The following is a 13,697-nucleotide window of genomic DNA, read 5'->3' as shown; positions in this document are numbered from 1 at the left end:
CTGTCCGTTGCGCGCTCAAGGCAGGGCCGCTACGCGTCGCGCCGCGGGTGCTCTCCGCGCACGTCGCGTTCGCCGCGCAGCAGGCGGCCGGTGACGCGCTGGCCCAGCTGCTCGAGCGCGAGGCGTCCGACGAGCTGCTGGTTGGTGATCACGCGCTCGGTCCGTCCCGTGCCCAGGAAGCTGATCGCCCAGTGCAACAGCGTGGTCACGCGCGACTTGAACCCCGCGATGTAGAGCAGGTGCAGGAAGAGCCAGGCCGCCCAGGCGATGATCCCCGTGAGCTCGAGGCGTCCGATCTTCACCACGGCGGAGAACTTGGCGATCGTGGCCATCGAGCCCTTGTCCGTGTAGCGGAAGGGGGCCGTGTCGGGCTGCCGACCGGCGGCCGCGTCGGCGATCCTCCTGGCGACGTAGCGAGCGCCCTGGATGGCCCCCTGGGCCACGCCGGGGACTCCGGGGACGGCGGCGAGGTCGCCGACGACCGTGACCTCGGGGTGCCCCGGGATGGCCAGGTGCTCGTCCACCTCGACGCGCCCGCTGCGGTCGAGCGCGACACCCGTCCGCTCGGCCAGGAGCGCGCCGAGCTCACTGCCACGGACGCCGGCGGCCCACACCTTGGCCACCGACGGGACGCGCGTGACCTGGCCGTCGGCGGTACGCCACGTGACCGAGTCGGCGTCCATGTCGGTGACGATCGCGCCGAGGACGACCTCCACGCCGGAGAGCTCCAGCGAGCGCTGCGTCTTGCGTCCCAGGCGGGGGCCGAACGGGGGCAGCACCTGGGCGGCACCGTCGATCAGGATGATGCGCGCCGTGGACGGGTCGATCCGGCGGAACTGTCCGCGCAGGGTCACATGGGCCAGTTCGGCGATCTGGCCCGCCATCTCGACGCCGGTCGGCCCGGCGCCAACGACGACGAAGGTGAGCAGCTTCTCCCTCTCGCTGGCGGAGTCCGCCGCCTCGGCGGTCTCGAAGGCGGAGAAGATGCGGGCCCGCAGCTCGAGGGCGTCGTCGATCGTCTTCATGCCGGGGGCGAAGGTGGCGAAGTGGTCGTTGCCGAAGTAGCTCTGGCCGGCCCCGGCCGCCACGACGAGGTGGTCGTACGGGGTCACCGTCTCGGCGTCGTGGTAGCGGTGGGTGATGGTCCTGGCCGTCGTGTCGATGTCGGTGACCAGCCCGGTGACCACGGTGGCGTTGCGGTGTCGGCGCAGGATCTCGCGGGTGGCCGGGGCGATGGATCCCTCCGACAGGATGCCGGTGGCCACCTGGTAGAGCAGCGGCTGGAAGAGGTGGTGGCTCGTCTTGGAGACCAGCGTCACGTCCACGTCTGCGCCGCGCAGCTCCTTGGCCGCGAACAGCCCGCCGAACCCGGACCCGATGATGACGACGCGCTGACGTTGCATGCTCCCTGCCTTCCGTGAGGGTCATGACCACCACGCCCGCGCGTGCACTGGTCGCGATGACTGCAATTCCAGTATGGCGCGTCGGCCAAGCCCCCCGGGCACCCCCAGGGGTGATGTGGAGGTCCCAACAGCTTCCGTACGGTCGTGGCATGCCCCTCGACACCGCCACACTCTCCCGCGACTGGATCGCCGACCCCGACGTGAGCCAGGCCATCCACGCCGACCACGTCTGCCGAGCCCTCGTGGAAGGGATGCACGAGGTCATGTCCAGCCGGTCCATCACGGTCAAGGAGCTGGCCACGCACCTCGGCATGGACGAGAACGCCGTCCGCGCGGCCATCATCGACCCCCTGCAGCAACCGCTCCACGTGCTGGTACGCATGCTGACCACGTTGGGTCTCACGTTGACGACGACCCAGCGCACCTGAGCACGCCCCACCTCCCCCTGCACGTTCTCCCTCACCTGGGAGTTGGGCCCCAGGTGCAGCGGGTTCCGACCACTACCGCCCGTCGAAATGGCTAGGCTCGGGACGTGAATGACTCACGTCCGGTCCGCGTCGCCATCGTCAACGACTACGAGATCGTCGTGCGCGGTCTGGAGCGCCTCCTCGCCGACCGTCCGCCCCTCGAGGTGGTGGAACTGGACTGCCTCGTCGACCCGGCGCTGCCCGTCGACCTCGTCCTGTTGGACACCTTCGCCGCCCAGCCTGGGGCCGAGAAGGTGGCCCGCATGAACGCACTCCCCAACGTCGGGCACCTGGTCGTCTACACGTGGGAGCAGGACGAGCAGCGCGTCGCACGCGACCTGGCCGCCGGCGCCCGCGGACACCTCTCCAAGGGGCTCTCCGGCGAGGCGCTCGCCCATGCTCTGCTCCGCGTCCACGCCGGCGAGGTCGTGGTCGCGCCCTTGGACGACCACGGTGTCCGCGACACCCCGGCCGACCCCCACGCTTGGCCGGGGCGGGCCCACGGGTTGTCCTCGCGCGAGGCGGAGGTGCTCGGCCTGATCACCCAGGGCAAGACCAACGAGGAGATCGCCCGCCAGCTGTACCTGAGCCCCAACACGCTGAAGCGCTACATCCGGACGGCCTACCGCAAGATCGGCGTCGAGCGCCGAAGCCAGGCCGTCGCGTGGGGATACCAGCACGGGATGGCCCCGGTCCCGGGCCTCATCCTCCCCAGCGCCTGATGCCGCACCCGACCCAGGGAGAGAGCCCGATGACCACCCCGTCCGACGAAACCGAGCACACCTCCACCGAGGCCCACACCGTCCCGGCGAGCCACTTGCGGGCGATCGGACCCAACGGCGGCGACCTACTCGTCCAGGTCATGCGGGAAGCCGGTGTCGAAGTCGCTTTCGGCGTGGTCAGCATCCACAACCTGCCGCTGGTCGAGGCCATCGACCGCGATCTGCGCTTCGTGCCCGTCCGGCACGAGGCCGCGGCCATCAACGCCGCGGACGGTTACGCGCGGGCGTCCGGCCGGATCGGCGTGGCCATCACGTCCACCGGCACCGGCGCGGGCAACGCCGCGGGCTCAATGCTGGAGGCGCTCACGGCGCAGAGCCGCGTCCTGCACGTCACGGGCAACATCAACGCCGAGCTGATCGGCGAGCACAAGGGCGCCTACCACGAGGTGCCGCGCCAACTGGCCATGCTCACGGCGATCTCGCAGCACGCGCTGCGCATCGGGACGCCCAAGCAGGCCTTGCCCGTACTCACCGAGGCGGTCCGGCTGCTCGGAACGCCCCCGCACGGGCCGGTGAGCGTCGACTGGCCTATCGACCTGCAGTACCTGGCCGACCCCCACGACCAGAACAGGGTCGACGACCGCGAGCCGCGCACCCACACCGGCAACCGGCGCGACATCGAGCGGGCGGCGAGCCTCATGCGCGCCGCGCGGCGTCCGCTCATCTGGGCCGGCGGCGGCGCCCGCAGGGTCGGGCCGTCCCTCACCGCGCTGGCCGAGGCGTGGGGCGCCGGCGTCCTCACCGGGGCCAACGGCCGCGGCTCCGTCGCCGAGGACCACCGGCTCGCCATCGGCAACTTCGCGTCCGACCCCGACGTGGTCGCCCTGATCGAGTCCGCCGACTGCCTGCTCACCGTGGGCAGCCACCTGCGGGGCAACGAGACGCTGAACTTCGAGCTGCCCCTGCCGGCCAATCACGTCCAGGTCGACCTCGACACGGACGCGCTGGGCCGCAACTTCGAGGTCGAGGTGGGGCTGCAGGCGGACGCCGTCGCCGCGGTCCCCGCGCTGGTCGAGGCGCTCGGCGACGTCGCGACCGAGGGCGACTGGGGCATCTGCGTGGCCGAGGCCGCGGCGTCCACCCGCCGGAGGCACCGGGCGGACATCGGCGCACACGCCCACCTCTGCGACGCGATCCGCAAGAGACTGCCGCGCCGCTCCCCCATCGTGCGCGACGTGACCATTCCGGGCAGCTCGTGGGGCAACCGCCTCCTGGCCGTGTACCACCCGACGGACAACGTGTACGCCGCGGGTGGCGGCATCGGCCAGGGGCTGGCCATGTCGATCGGGGCGGCCGTCGCTCGACCGGACGTGCCGGTGCTGGCGATCGTCGGCGACGGCGGCGTCCAGGTGCACCTCGGCGAGCTGGCCGTGCTGGCGGCCGAGCGTCCCGACCTCGTGGTCGTGCTGTTCAACGACGGAGGCTACGGGGTGCTGCGCAACCTCCAGCACGCCGCCGGCAAGCCCGGCCGCGCCGTGGACCTGGCCACCCCCGACTTCGGGAAGCTGGCCGACGCCCTCGGGCTGCGGCACCGCCGGATCGGTGACGTGGAGTCTTTCGACAAGGCGTTGAAGAAGGCTCTCAAGAAGGGCGGGCCGACCATCATCGAGGTGGATGCCACCGCCCTCGAGCCGCGCCCGCTGGACCTCGTCCCTCCCTCGATCGTGCCCGAGCAGGTCCGGGCCTGACATGGCGGTCACCACGCGGCCGGCCACGCTCGATGACGCGTCCGCCATCGCCGTCCTCAACCGGGACGACCTCGGCTTCTTCCACCCCGTGGCCGCGACCCGGGCCGCCCTGCGTGACGCGCTGGCGAGCCCCCGCGATCTCGTGCGGGTCGCGGAGTCGGGGGGACGGGTGGTCGGGTACGTGCACGGTGAGGAGTACCGGCTGCTGTACGAGCCACCCTTGGTCAACGTGATGGGCATCGCCGTCAGCGGGACTGCCCGTCGGCTCGGCGCTGGGGCGGCGCTGATGGCGGACGTGGAGGCCTGGGCGTGCGAGCGCGGGGCGTCCGGCCTGCGGTTGGTCTCGGGCGAGACGCGTGCGGACGCCCACGCCTTCTACCAGCGCCTCGGGTTCACCGGCATCAAGAAGCAGGTGAACTTCCGCAAGCCCCTGCCGGGCCGTGGAGCTGGGCGCTGAGCCCGCGGCCGGCTGGCAGGACGGACCCGTGACGTCAGCCCAGCCGCCCAGCACTCAGCATCCCGTGGGACGAGGCCGTCCTGGACGTGCGCGGGGTGCCGACCTCATCGGTCACGGCTTCAGCACCACCTTGATGCACCCGTCGCTCTTCTCCTGGAACATCCGGTAGGCCTCGGGGGCGTCCTCGAGCGGGATGCGGTGGGTGGCGAGTTGCTCCAACCCCAGGACGTCCCCCTCCTTCTCGACGATGCCCACGAGCTCGTCGGTCCACCGGCGGACATGGCACTGCCCCATGCGCAGGGTGATCCCCTTGTCGAACATCGCCATCATCGGCATCGGGTCAGCCATGCCGCCGTAGACGCCGGACAGGGAGACCGTCCCACCCCGCTGGACGGCACCGAGCGCGGTGTGCAAGGCGTCGAGACGATCGATGCCGACCGTCTCGATCGCCTTGCGGGCCAGAGGCTTCGGCAACCGCGCGGTGGCCGCTATGACCTTCTCCGCCACGGGGTTTCCGTGCGCCTCCATGCCCACGGCCTCCAGCACCGACTCCGGCCCGCGTCCGTCCGTGCGCTCCTTCAGGGCCGCGACCACGTCCTTCACCTCGCGCAGGTCGATCACCTCCGCACCGGCCGCGGCGGCGAGTTCGAGCCGCTCGTCGACGAGGTCGACCGCGAGCACGCGCTGGACGCCGCGTTGGAACGCGGACCGGACCGCCAGCTGGCCGACCGGGCCGAGACCGAGGACCGCCAAGGTGCCTCCGTCGGGGACGTCGGCGTACGCCACCCCCTGCCACGCCGTGGGCAGGATGTCGGACAGGTACAGGAATCGTTCGTCCTCGAACCCGTCCGGCACCTTCACGGGACCGAAGTCCGCGTGGGGGACTCGTACCAGCTCGGCCTGGCCTCCGGGGACACGTCCGTAGAGGCTGGTGTAGCCGAAGAGCGCCGCGCCGGTGTCCTGCTCATGGTCACGGGTGGTCTCGCACTGGGCGAACAGGCCCCGGTCACAGGCAAAGCAGTGCCCGCACGAGATGGTGAACGGCACCACAACCCGGTCGCCCACCGCCAAGTTCTCCACCGCGGCGCCGACCTGCTCGACGACGCCCATGAACTCGTGGCCGAGCACGTCGCCGGGGTGCAGATAGGGCGCGAGCACCCCGTACAGGTGCAGGTCGGATCCGCAGATCGCGGTCGACGTCACCCGCACGATCGCGTCCGTCTGTTGTTGGATGACGGGATCCGGGACGTCTTGGACGGCGACCTTCTCCAGCCCTTGCCACGTGAGTGCTCTCATGTCCGGAGCCTAAGTTCCCCACGGGCCCGACACAACCCCCGATGGGGTGTTCGTGCTTGTCGCGGGGCAATTGGCGGCTTCAGCACAAAGGTCCGGCGGCCTCTCGGCCGCCGGACGCTCGTGTGTCTTGTCGGGACGAAGATCAGGCGGTCACGTCTCCGTGCTTGCCGGTGGGGGCCTCACCGGTGACGGCGGCCTTGGCGATGCCGACCAGCTGGGCGACGGCGTTGCCGGAGTCCCAGTACTCTCCGCCCTCGACGGTGACCTCGAGGAGGACGTTGTTGGGGTCCTCGGCGTCGCCCGCGTACGCCTCGTTGATCCGGTTCCAGAGCTCCCGCTTCTTGGCCAGGTCCGTGTCGACGCGACCGGTGCCGGCCAGTGACACGTAGGTGCCGCCGTCGGCCAGCGAGAGGTTCACCGACTTGCCGCCACCGTCGCGCGCGACGTCGTTGTCCGCCTGCGTGACGAACGTGAGCACGGAGCCCTTCACCTCCTGGACGGTCATGGGTCGGCTCACAAGGGCGCCGTGCGGGTCTACGGTCGTGAACATGACCGTCGCGTGGTCCTTGATGAGCTCGTCGAGCTTGGCCTGCTTCTCGTCGTGGTGCATCAGGTTCCTCTCCGGCCGACCCGTCCGGGCGACCTTCCGTGACCCCCGAGCCTAGGCGTGCGCGGGGCCGTGGCCTAGAGGTTGGACAAGGTCACGGTGCTTGCCAGAGGCCTCTGGGTGGGCCGCGGAGGTCGTCGTCACGACGCGAGGATGGGCCTCCGGTGGCAGCCGCTGGCAACGAGGGGCGACACGGGTCGGGGCTGAGTAGGGTCGGGACGTGCCCGACCTCGTCGCCCTGTACGGCTGGCCCCTGCTGCTGGCCATGGCTGCCGCGTCCGTGGTCATCGGCTTCTCCAAGACGTCCTTCGGTGGGATCGCCGCCATTTCGGTGGCGGTGTTCGCGCTGGCCATGCCCGCCAAGGAATCGACGGCGACGGTGCTGCTCCTGCTCATCGTCGGCGACCTGATCGCGATCGCCCGCTACCGCACCGTCTCGTGGCGCCTGCTGTGGAAGCTGGTCCCCAGCGTCATCCCGGGGCTCTTGCTGGGGGCGTTGTTCATGAACTTCGTCGACGACCTCACCATGCGGCGGACCATCGGTGCGCTCCTGCTCGTCATGGTGACCATCCAGGTCTGGCAGCGCTTCGCTCGCCCGAGCGTCGACGTCTCACCCAACACGGACCCCCACTGGGTCCGCGCCAGTCTGACAGGGACCGCGGCCGGGTTCACGACGATGACGGCCAACGCAGCTGGCCCCGTGATGGCGCTGTACTTCCTCGCGGCCCGCATCGACAAGGCCCGCTTCATCGGCACCAACGCGACGTTCTTCGCGCTGATCAACCTCTCCAAGGTGCCTCTGGCCGCCTCCTTGGGCCTGTTCACGGTCGAGGGCCTGGCCCTCGACCTGGTGATGATCCCCGCCGTCCTGCTCGGAGCCGCCCTGGGTGCCTTGGTGATCAAGCACGTCACCCAGCGCCAGTTCGAGGTGGTCACCATGGTGGCGTCAGCCGTCTCCGCCGCCAGCCTCCTGCTGCGGTGACCTGACCGGCCGGTCCTGGACGGCCCCCAGCATCCATCCGCCGTTCGCCGCCACCGCGACCAACTGCCTGGTCCGCAGACCTTCCAGTGCGATCAGGGTGGCCGGGAGAGACAGCCCGGCCCGCAGCGCCAAGTCGCCCGTGTCCCTGCTCCCCCGGCTGGGGAGCGCCTCGTAGACGGCCGACTCCGCGGCGTCCAGCAGGTCCAGCAGGCGTGGCTGGCTGTGGTGCAGCGCAAGCTCCGACCCCATCGGCGCGACCATCTCCCGGATGTCCGCGGCGCAGGTCACGAGTGTTGCCTCGCCCTCCCGGATCAGGCGGTGCGGTGTGTAGGACGCGGCGCTGCTCACTGGCCCGGGGACGGCCATCACGTGGCGACCGATCGACGTCGCCCACGTGGCGGTGTTCCGGGCCCCGCTGCGGGAGTTGGCCTCGACGATCACCACGCCCGCGGACAGGGCCGCGATCAGCCGGTTCCGGGTCAGGAAGCGCCGGCGCGAGGGCGGCTGGCCCGGTGGCGCCTCGCTGACCAGGACGCCGGCGTCCGCCACCTGTTGCAGCAGCGCCGTGTGGGCCCGCGGGTAGAAGTCGTCGAGGCCCCCGGCCAGGACGGCCACCGTGGGTCCCTCGGCGGCCAGGGCGCCCCGGTGGGCCGCGGCGTCGATGCCGAACGCGCCTCCCGAGACGACGGTCGCTCCCAGGGTCACGAGGTCGGCCGCCATCTCGGTCGCGGTCCGGTCGCCGTAGGCCGTCGACGCGCGAGAGCCGACGATCCCGACGGCGTCCCCCACGAGGCGGCCCAGGTCGCCGGCACCCCGCACCCACAGCCCCAGCGGTGCACCGACCGACTCCTGCACCGGCTCCCCCCGGTCGAGGTCCTCCACCCGCTCCGGCCACTCGTCGTCGCCCGGGACGAGGAACCGGGCACCCACCGCGTCCGCCGCGGCGAGGATCGGCGCGAGGTCGAGCACGGCGGCCCGGCGCGCCCAGGCGTCGACGGAGGAAGATCCGGCGACGGACGCCCACAACTCCTCGGGCGTGTGCTGGCGCAGGCGGGTACGGAGGCGCAGGTCCCCCGGCTCGACCACGCACGACAGGGCCAACCTGGACATGCGGTCCCGGTCCTCACCCACAGCGCACCTCCTCGATCTCGTCGCCGCGGCGCATGGCGAGCGCCAGCTGGACGTCGGTCTGGCGGGGTTTCGCAGCCCCGGCCAGGTCGGCGATCGTCCACGCCAGCCGCATCGTCTTGTCGACGCCGCGGGCGCTCAGCAATCCGCGGGTCACCGCCTGGTCCAGCAGGGCCACCCCGCCGGGACGGGGCAGGTCCTGGCGCAGCACGGGGCCGGGCACCTCGGCGTTCGTCCTGTACCCCAGCGGCGCCAGCCGCTCGAGCTGCCGAGCGCGCGCCGAGGCCACGCGCGCGGCGACCACGGCACTGCTTTCGGCGCTCCCGCGCGCCGCGCGCAGGTAGGCCTGGGTCATGGGCCGCAGGGTCTGCGTGATGTCGATCCGGTCGAGGATCGGGCCCGACAGCCGCTCCCCGTACCGGCGGACGGCCATCGGCGTGCAGGTGCAGGCGTTCGACCTCAGGCCGGACTGGCCACACGGGCAGGGATTGGCTGCGAGCACCAGCTGGAACCGGGCCGGGTAGCTCGCGACGGCCCGCACCCGCGCCAGCTCGATGCGTCCGGACTCCAGGGGCGTCCGAAGCGCCTCCAGCGTCCGGGCGCTGAACTCGGGCGCCTCGTCCAGGAAGAGGACGCCGCGATGGGCCAGCGAGATCGCCCCCGGCTGCGGGATGGCCGAGCCGCCGCCGACCACGGCGGCCACCGTGGCCGAGTGATGAGGCGACGCGAACGGTGGACGCCGGGGCAGCTCGCTGCCGACGTGCAGCCCCGACAGGGAGCGGATGGCCGCCACCTCCAGCGCCTCGGCGGCCCCCAGGTCGGGCAGGATCCCCGGCAGCCGTTCTGCCAGCAGGGTCTTCCCCACCCCCGGCGGCCCCTTCAGGTAGAGGTGGTGGCCTCCGGCCGCCGCCACCTCGATGGCCCAGCGAGCCTCCAGCTGTCCTGCCACGTCGGCCAGATCCGGCTCGCGCAACGACACGGGCTCGGGGTCGGCGTCCGGCAGCCGTTCGGGCACCTCAGCGCCGCGCAGGAGGGCCGCGAGCTCCTGCAGCGACCCCACGCCGTGCACGGTGATGCCCTCCACCAGGCGCGCTTCGCGCACGTGGTGCCACGGCACGATCGCGTGGCCGACCCCGGCCTCGGCGGCCCGGAGCACGGCGGGCAGGACGCCACGGACCGGCCGGACGCTCCCGTCCAGCCCCACCTCCCCCATGAGGACCGAGTCGTCGAGCCGCAGTTGGGGGACCACGTCGCTGGCGACGAGGATCGCTGCGAGGATGGCGAGGTCGAAGTGAGTCCCGGCCTTCGGCAGCGAGGCGGGCGACAGGTTGATGGTGACGAGGTGCTGGGGCCACGTGCCCAACCCGCTGTTTCCCAGGGCCGCCCGGCACCGTTCTCGCGCCTCGTTGAGCGCGGCGTCCGGCAGGCCGACGATGACCGTGCGCGGCAGGCCCCCACCGACGGACGCCTCGACGTCGACCAGCGTGGCTTGCAACCCGACCAGCCCCACCGAGCGGGCTCTCCCGAGCCTCATGGTTCGATCCCCCGCACGTGCTCGATCGCGGCGGTGCCGTCCGCGTGCCACGTGATGCCCACGGCGTCGACCCGGAGGTCATCCACCGGTGCGCCCTGCGCCCGCGCCCACGCGGCGGCGAGGCGACGCAGTCGCAGTGCCTTGGCCCGGGTGATCGCCTCGAGGGGCGAGCCCCAGCCGGAGCCGTTGCGGGTCTTCACCTCGCAGACGACCGCGGCGCCGTCGGGGTCGCGCAGCACGAGGTCGATCTCGCCGTGCACGCACCGCCAGTTGCGGGCCAGGACCGTCCAGCCCCGGTCTGTCAGGTAGGTGGCCGCGAGGTCCTCGCCGCGGTCGCCGGTGGTTCGTCGTGGGTCCATGCCCGGACGTTGGGCGGAGCGGCCCGTCGGGCGTCACCCGATTTCGCGGCCTGTGGACAACGTCGGATCCGGTGTCCGGTGCCCTGTGGACGGGGGCTCTCGGCGCAAGAAGCCGGGGCTCTCGGCGCAAGAAGCCGGGGCTCTCGGCGCAAGCAGCCGGGGCTCTCGGCGGTTCAGGGACCGAGGATGTGGTCCAGGTGGTGGTTGACCAGGACGCGGGTGGGGTCGAGGCGGTCGCGGACGGCCAGGAAGTCGTCCAGCCTCGGGTGCACCCGGCGCAGCTCGTCGACGCCGAGGGTGTGCTGCTTGCCCCAGTGGGGCCGTCCGCCATGCTCGGCGACGATCCGCTCGAAGACGTCGAACGAGTCCCCGACGTCGGCGCCCGCGTGCGGCTGGACCAGGCCCACAGCTCCTGCAGGACGACGGCGACGGAGTCCAGCGGCACCGCGTACTCCGACTCGACGAAACTCACCCGCCGCGGGCTGCAGAACACCCGGTGCGAGACGTCGGCGTACTCACGCCTCCCGAGTGTGCGAGCGCTGAACCGGTTCAGGGCGGGCACGAGCCGCGGCACGGACGCCCCGACCCGTCGAAGGCGGCCAGATCCAGGGCCGCCAGCGGCGCGTCGAGTGCGCGGGCGGCTTCGGCGAGTCGCGTCATGGCGCGAGGCTAGCGGGACCTCGTCGGGCCCAGCCACCTACAGGTGGTCGGGAACCTGCAGCTCGGAGTGCGCGATCTCCTCGATCGACACGTCGCGGAACGTCAGCACCTTGGCCGACTTCACGAAGCGGGCGGGGCGGTACATGTCCCACACCCAGGCATCCCCCATGGAGACCTCGTAGTAGACGTCACCGCCCTCGGTGCGGACCTTGAGGTCGACCGCGTTGCACAGGTAGAACCGGCGCTCGGTCTCGACGGCGTAGGTGAAGATGCCGACGACGTCCTTGTACTCGCGGTACAGCTGGAGTTCCAGCTCGGACTCGTACTGCTCAAGATCCTCGGTGCTCATGTTCGCCCCAGCCTAACCGTTCGTGCCACGTTGTCCCACTTCATCCGGTGGATCGCGCAGGGACCCTGGGCGTCCAGTTCCGCCTGGTGCTCGCGGGTGCAGTAGCCCTTGTGCACCTCGAAGGCGTAGCCGGGGTGCTCGGCTGCGTAGGCGGTCATGATCCGGTCGCGGGTCACCTTGGCGATGATGGACGCCGCGGCCACCGACGCGGCCACCGCGTCCCCCTTCCACATCGCCAGCGTGGGGACGCCGAAGCCGTCGACGGGGAACCCGTCGGTCAGCACGAAGTCGGGGCGGCGGTCCAGGCGTGCGACGGCCCGACGGAGGGCCTCGAGGTTGGCCACGTGCATGCCGAGCGCGTCGCACTCGGCCGGCTCGATCCGGACGGCGGCCCAGGCCAGCGCCTTGGCGGTGATGAGGTCGTAGAGCCGCTCGCGGGCCCTCTGCGTGAGCTTCTTGGAGTCGTTCAGCCCCTCCAGCGGGCGGGCCGGCAGCACCACCGCGGCGGCGACCAGAGGGCCGGCGCAGGCGCCCCGCCCGGCCTCGTCCGCCCCGGCGACCGCCGTGAAGCCCGCGCGGGACAGCGCGCGTTCGTAGCCGTAGAGCCCGGCGTCGCGCCGGATGACGAACGCCATCCTCAGCAGGTGTTCTTGTCGCCGCCCACGGTCACGACCGGCGCAGCCGGGGCGGGGGCGGACGCCGCGGGCAGGGCCGCGAAGGCCTCGGGGGTGCTGTAGCCCCGCCAGCGGTCGAACGGGAAGAGGGTGAAGGCCGCCGCACCCACGACCGACTCGACCGACGGGAAGCCGCCGAGGTGGTCAGTGCCCAGCATGCGCTCGTCCAGGTGGCAGCGGGAGTCGGCCGAGGCGCTGCGGTGGTCGCCCAGGACGAAGATGCGGCCGACGGGCACGACGAGGTCGAACGGGAACGTGGACGGCTGGTCTTGCAGGCCCCCGGGCTCGGAATAGAGGTAGGCGGTCTCGTCCAGGGCGACGCCGTTGACCGTGATGCGGTTGTCGGCGTCGCAGCAGACAACGTGGTCGCCCTCGACGCCGATCACACGCTTGACGAGGTGGTTGGCCGAGGCGTCCGGCATCAGGCCGATGAAGACGAGGACGTCCTGCCACGGCTCCTGCCCGAAGGTGTCGGGGTTGCCGAGCCACTCCAGGTCGTCCCGGAAGACGACGACGTCGCCGCGCTGGAAGGGTTGCACCTTCTGCACGGCGACGCGGTCCCCCACGTTGAGGGTGGACTCCATGGAACGCGACGGGATCGAGAAGACCTGGACCAGCAGGAGCCGGAGCAGCGTCGACGCGATCAACGCGCCGACCACCACGATGGTGACCTCCTTCAGGAAGCCACCGAGGCCCCCGCCCGGTTCGTCGCCCATGGAGTCGCGCGCGATCAGTTGTCGCGCTTCTCCTTGATCTTGGCGGCCTTGCCGCGCAGGCCACGGAGGTAGTAGAGCTTCGAGCGACGGACGTCACCGCGGCGCTCGACCTCGATCTTGTCGATGATCGGGGAGTGCAGCGGGAAGGTGCGCTCGACACCGGTGCCGAAGGAGACCTTGCGGACGGTGAAGGCCTCGCCGATACCGGAGCCGTTGCGGGCGATCACGACGCCGGCGAAGACCTGGATACGCGAGCGGTTGCCCTCGACGACCTTGACGTGAACCTTGACCGAGTCGCCGGGGCGGAACTCGGGGACGTCGGTGCGGAGCTGGGCCGCCGCGATGTCGGCAACGATCTTGTTCATGTGATGTTCCTCGCCGGTGCCACAGGTCACCTCGTGGTTCTGCTCTGGGTGGTCGACCCGTGCCGATCCCCCTGTGGCAGGGGCACGAGCGCAACCTGCCCAAGTCTGCCACAGGCCCCGCGGGGCGACGAAATCGGGGGGTCGGGCCGGTTGGCGCCGCGACCACCCGACGAGCGTCGTCAGAGCGTGGCCAACCCCGCGTTGTCCAGTTCAGCGCCGTAGTGACCGCG

The 13,697-nt window shown here is 71.6% G+C and carries 16 protein-coding genes and 1 pseudogene; 5 read left to right on the top strand and 12 right to left on the bottom strand.

Going from position 1 to position 13,697, the window contains the following annotated elements; genetic code table 11:
- Positions 1-29: 29 nt before the first annotated feature.
- On the bottom strand, positions 30-1,403 hold the full coding sequence (locus ET989_RS09430; RefSeq protein WP_131168283.1) for an NAD(P)/FAD-dependent oxidoreductase: 1,374 nt from the start codon (positions 1,401-1,403) through the stop codon (positions 30-32).
- Between the two features lie 149 nt (positions 1,404-1,552).
- Between ET989_RS09430 and ET989_RS09425 the strand changes: the two genes are divergently transcribed.
- The 4 genes from ET989_RS09425 to ET989_RS09410 all read left to right on the top strand — a co-directional run bounded on the left by ET989_RS09425 (position 1,553) and on the right by ET989_RS09410 (position 4,797).
- Positions 1,553-1,831: a hypothetical protein gene (locus ET989_RS09425; RefSeq protein ID WP_131168282.1), complete on the top strand. Its 279-nt coding sequence runs from the start codon at positions 1,553-1,555 to the stop codon at positions 1,829-1,831.
- A gap of 104 nt (positions 1,832-1,935) precedes the next feature.
- Positions 1,936-2,592, top strand: a complete 657-nt coding sequence (locus ET989_RS09420) for a response regulator transcription factor (protein ID WP_131168281.1) — start codon at positions 1,936-1,938, stop codon at positions 2,590-2,592.
- A 29-nt stretch (positions 2,593-2,621) separates the two neighbouring features.
- The gene (locus ET989_RS09415; protein WP_131168280.1) at positions 2,622-4,340 is read left to right on the top strand and encodes a thiamine pyrophosphate-binding protein; all 1,719 of its coding nucleotides are present in this window, start codon (positions 2,622-2,624) and stop codon (positions 4,338-4,340) included.
- 1 nt (position 4,341) lies between these two features.
- Positions 4,342-4,797 carry a GNAT family N-acetyltransferase gene (locus ET989_RS09410; protein WP_165490103.1) on the top strand — a complete coding sequence of 152 codons (456 nt, stop codon included), beginning with the start codon at positions 4,342-4,344 and terminating at the stop codon, positions 4,795-4,797.
- Positions 4,798-4,908: 111 nt separating this feature from the next.
- On the opposite strand, the gene ET989_RS09405 is transcribed toward ET989_RS09410, so the two are convergent.
- Together ET989_RS09405 and ET989_RS09400 are read right to left on the bottom strand one after the other, a co-directional pair.
- Positions 4,909-6,093, bottom strand: coding sequence for a zinc-dependent alcohol dehydrogenase (locus tag ET989_RS09405; RefSeq protein ID WP_131168278.1), 1,185 nt, complete (start codon positions 6,091-6,093; stop codon positions 4,909-4,911).
- 142 nt (positions 6,094-6,235) lie between these two features.
- A complete protein-coding gene (locus tag ET989_RS09400) occupies positions 6,236-6,703 on the bottom strand; it encodes a pyridoxamine 5'-phosphate oxidase family protein (RefSeq protein ID WP_131168277.1) in 468 nt (155 codons plus the stop codon).
- 217 nt (positions 6,704-6,920) lie between these two features.
- Between ET989_RS09400 and ET989_RS09395 the strand changes: the two genes are divergently transcribed.
- Positions 6,921-7,682, top strand: coding sequence for a sulfite exporter TauE/SafE family protein (locus ET989_RS09395; RefSeq protein ID WP_206662291.1), 762 nt, complete (start codon positions 6,921-6,923; stop codon positions 7,680-7,682).
- On the opposite strand, the gene dprA is transcribed toward ET989_RS09395, so the two are convergent.
- From dprA to rplS, 9 genes and pseudogenes are all read right to left on the bottom strand, one after another.
- Positions 7,647-8,792 carry a DNA-processing protein DprA gene (dprA, locus tag ET989_RS09390; RefSeq protein WP_131168276.1) on the bottom strand — a complete coding sequence of 382 codons (1,146 nt, stop codon included), beginning with the start codon at positions 8,790-8,792 and terminating at the stop codon, positions 7,647-7,649. The two genes, ET989_RS09395 and dprA, sit on opposite strands and share 36 nt — an antisense overlap.
- Positions 8,793-8,805: 13 nt before the next feature.
- Positions 8,806-10,344, bottom strand: a complete 1,539-nt coding sequence (locus ET989_RS09385) for a YifB family Mg chelatase-like AAA ATPase (RefSeq protein ID WP_131168275.1) — start codon at positions 10,342-10,344, stop codon at positions 8,806-8,808.
- On the bottom strand, positions 10,341-10,703 hold the full coding sequence (locus ET989_RS09380) for a YraN family protein (protein ID WP_131168274.1): 363 nt from the start codon (positions 10,701-10,703) through the stop codon (positions 10,341-10,343). Before ET989_RS09380 ends, ET989_RS09385 begins: the two co-directional genes overlap by 4 nt.
- A gap of 173 nt (positions 10,704-10,876) precedes the next feature.
- Entirely contained in the window at positions 10,877-11,110 is a 234-nt protein-coding gene (locus tag ET989_RS09375) for a D-arabinono-1,4-lactone oxidase (protein WP_206662290.1), read from the bottom strand.
- A 38-nt stretch (positions 11,111-11,148) separates the two neighbouring features.
- Positions 11,149-11,265 (bottom strand): annotated as a pseudogene (locus tag ET989_RS15980) (D-arabinono-1,4-lactone oxidase); the annotation flags it as partial.
- Between the two features lie 135 nt (positions 11,266-11,400).
- Positions 11,401-11,712, bottom strand: a complete 312-nt coding sequence (locus ET989_RS09365) for a DUF2469 domain-containing protein (protein ID WP_131168272.1) — start codon at positions 11,710-11,712, stop codon at positions 11,401-11,403.
- Positions 11,709-12,347, bottom strand: a complete 639-nt coding sequence (locus ET989_RS09360; RefSeq protein ID WP_131168271.1) for a ribonuclease HII — start codon at positions 12,345-12,347, stop codon at positions 11,709-11,711. The genes ET989_RS09365 and ET989_RS09360 overlap by 4 nt, the downstream gene beginning before the upstream one ends.
- Before the next feature lie 2 nt (positions 12,348-12,349).
- Entirely contained in the window at positions 12,350-13,102 is a 753-nt protein-coding gene (gene lepB, locus ET989_RS09355; protein ID WP_131168270.1) for a signal peptidase I, read from the bottom strand.
- 14 nt (positions 13,103-13,116) lie between these two features.
- Complete coding sequence (gene rplS / locus ET989_RS09350; protein WP_131168269.1) at positions 13,117-13,467, bottom strand: 50S ribosomal protein L19; 351 nt, start codon at positions 13,465-13,467, stop codon at positions 13,117-13,119.
- Positions 13,468-13,697: the final 230 nt, after the last annotated feature.

This window comes from Propioniciclava sinopodophylli, assembly GCF_004324755.1.
Classification (GTDB): Bacteria; Actinomycetota; Actinomycetes; order Propionibacteriales; family Propionibacteriaceae; genus Propioniciclava; species Propioniciclava sinopodophylli.
The sequence above is the reverse complement of the archived record's forward strand: the minus strand, read 5'-3'. Positions and strand labels throughout refer to the sequence as shown.

What these genes read in the sequence shown, in the direction of transcription:
- ET989_RS09365 (WP_131168272.1), bottom strand. Translation starts at nt 11,712, where the DNA reads ATGAGCACCGAGGATCTTGAGCAGTACGAGTCCGAGCTGGAACTCCAG.
- ET989_RS09425 (WP_131168282.1), top strand. Translation starts at nt 1,553, where the DNA reads ATGCCCCTCGACACCGCCACACTCTCCCGCGACTGGATCGCCGACCCC.
- ET989_RS09360 (WP_131168271.1), bottom strand. Translation starts at nt 12,347, where the DNA reads ATGGCGTTCGTCATCCGGCGCGACGCCGGGCTCTACGGCTACGAACGC.
- ET989_RS09410 (WP_165490103.1), top strand. Translation starts at nt 4,342, where the DNA reads ATGGCGGTCACCACGCGGCCGGCCACGCTCGATGACGCGTCCGCCATC.
- ET989_RS09380 (WP_131168274.1), bottom strand. Translation starts at nt 10,703, where the DNA reads ATGGACCCACGACGAACCACCGGCGACCGCGGCGAGGACCTCGCGGCC.
- lepB (WP_131168270.1), bottom strand. Translation starts at nt 13,102, where the DNA reads ATGGGCGACGAACCGGGCGGGGGCCTCGGTGGCTTCCTGAAGGAGGTC.
- ET989_RS09385 (WP_131168275.1), bottom strand. Translation starts at nt 10,344, where the DNA reads ATGAGGCTCGGGAGAGCCCGCTCGGTGGGGCTGGTCGGGTTGCAAGCC.
- ET989_RS09415 (WP_131168280.1), top strand. Translation starts at nt 2,622, where the DNA reads ATGACCACCCCGTCCGACGAAACCGAGCACACCTCCACCGAGGCCCAC.
- rplS (WP_131168269.1), bottom strand. Translation starts at nt 13,467, where the DNA reads ATGAACAAGATCGTTGCCGACATCGCGGCGGCCCAGCTCCGCACCGAC.
- ET989_RS09430 (WP_131168283.1), bottom strand. Translation starts at nt 1,403, where the DNA reads ATGCAACGTCAGCGCGTCGTCATCATCGGGTCCGGGTTCGGCGGGCTG.
- dprA (WP_131168276.1), bottom strand. Translation starts at nt 8,792, where the DNA reads ATGTCCAGGTTGGCCCTGTCGTGCGTGGTCGAGCCGGGGGACCTGCGC.
- ET989_RS09400 (WP_131168277.1), bottom strand. Translation starts at nt 6,703, where the DNA reads ATGCACCACGACGAGAAGCAGGCCAAGCTCGACGAGCTCATCAAGGAC.
- ET989_RS09405 (WP_131168278.1), bottom strand. Translation starts at nt 6,093, where the DNA reads ATGAGAGCACTCACGTGGCAAGGGCTGGAGAAGGTCGCCGTCCAAGAC.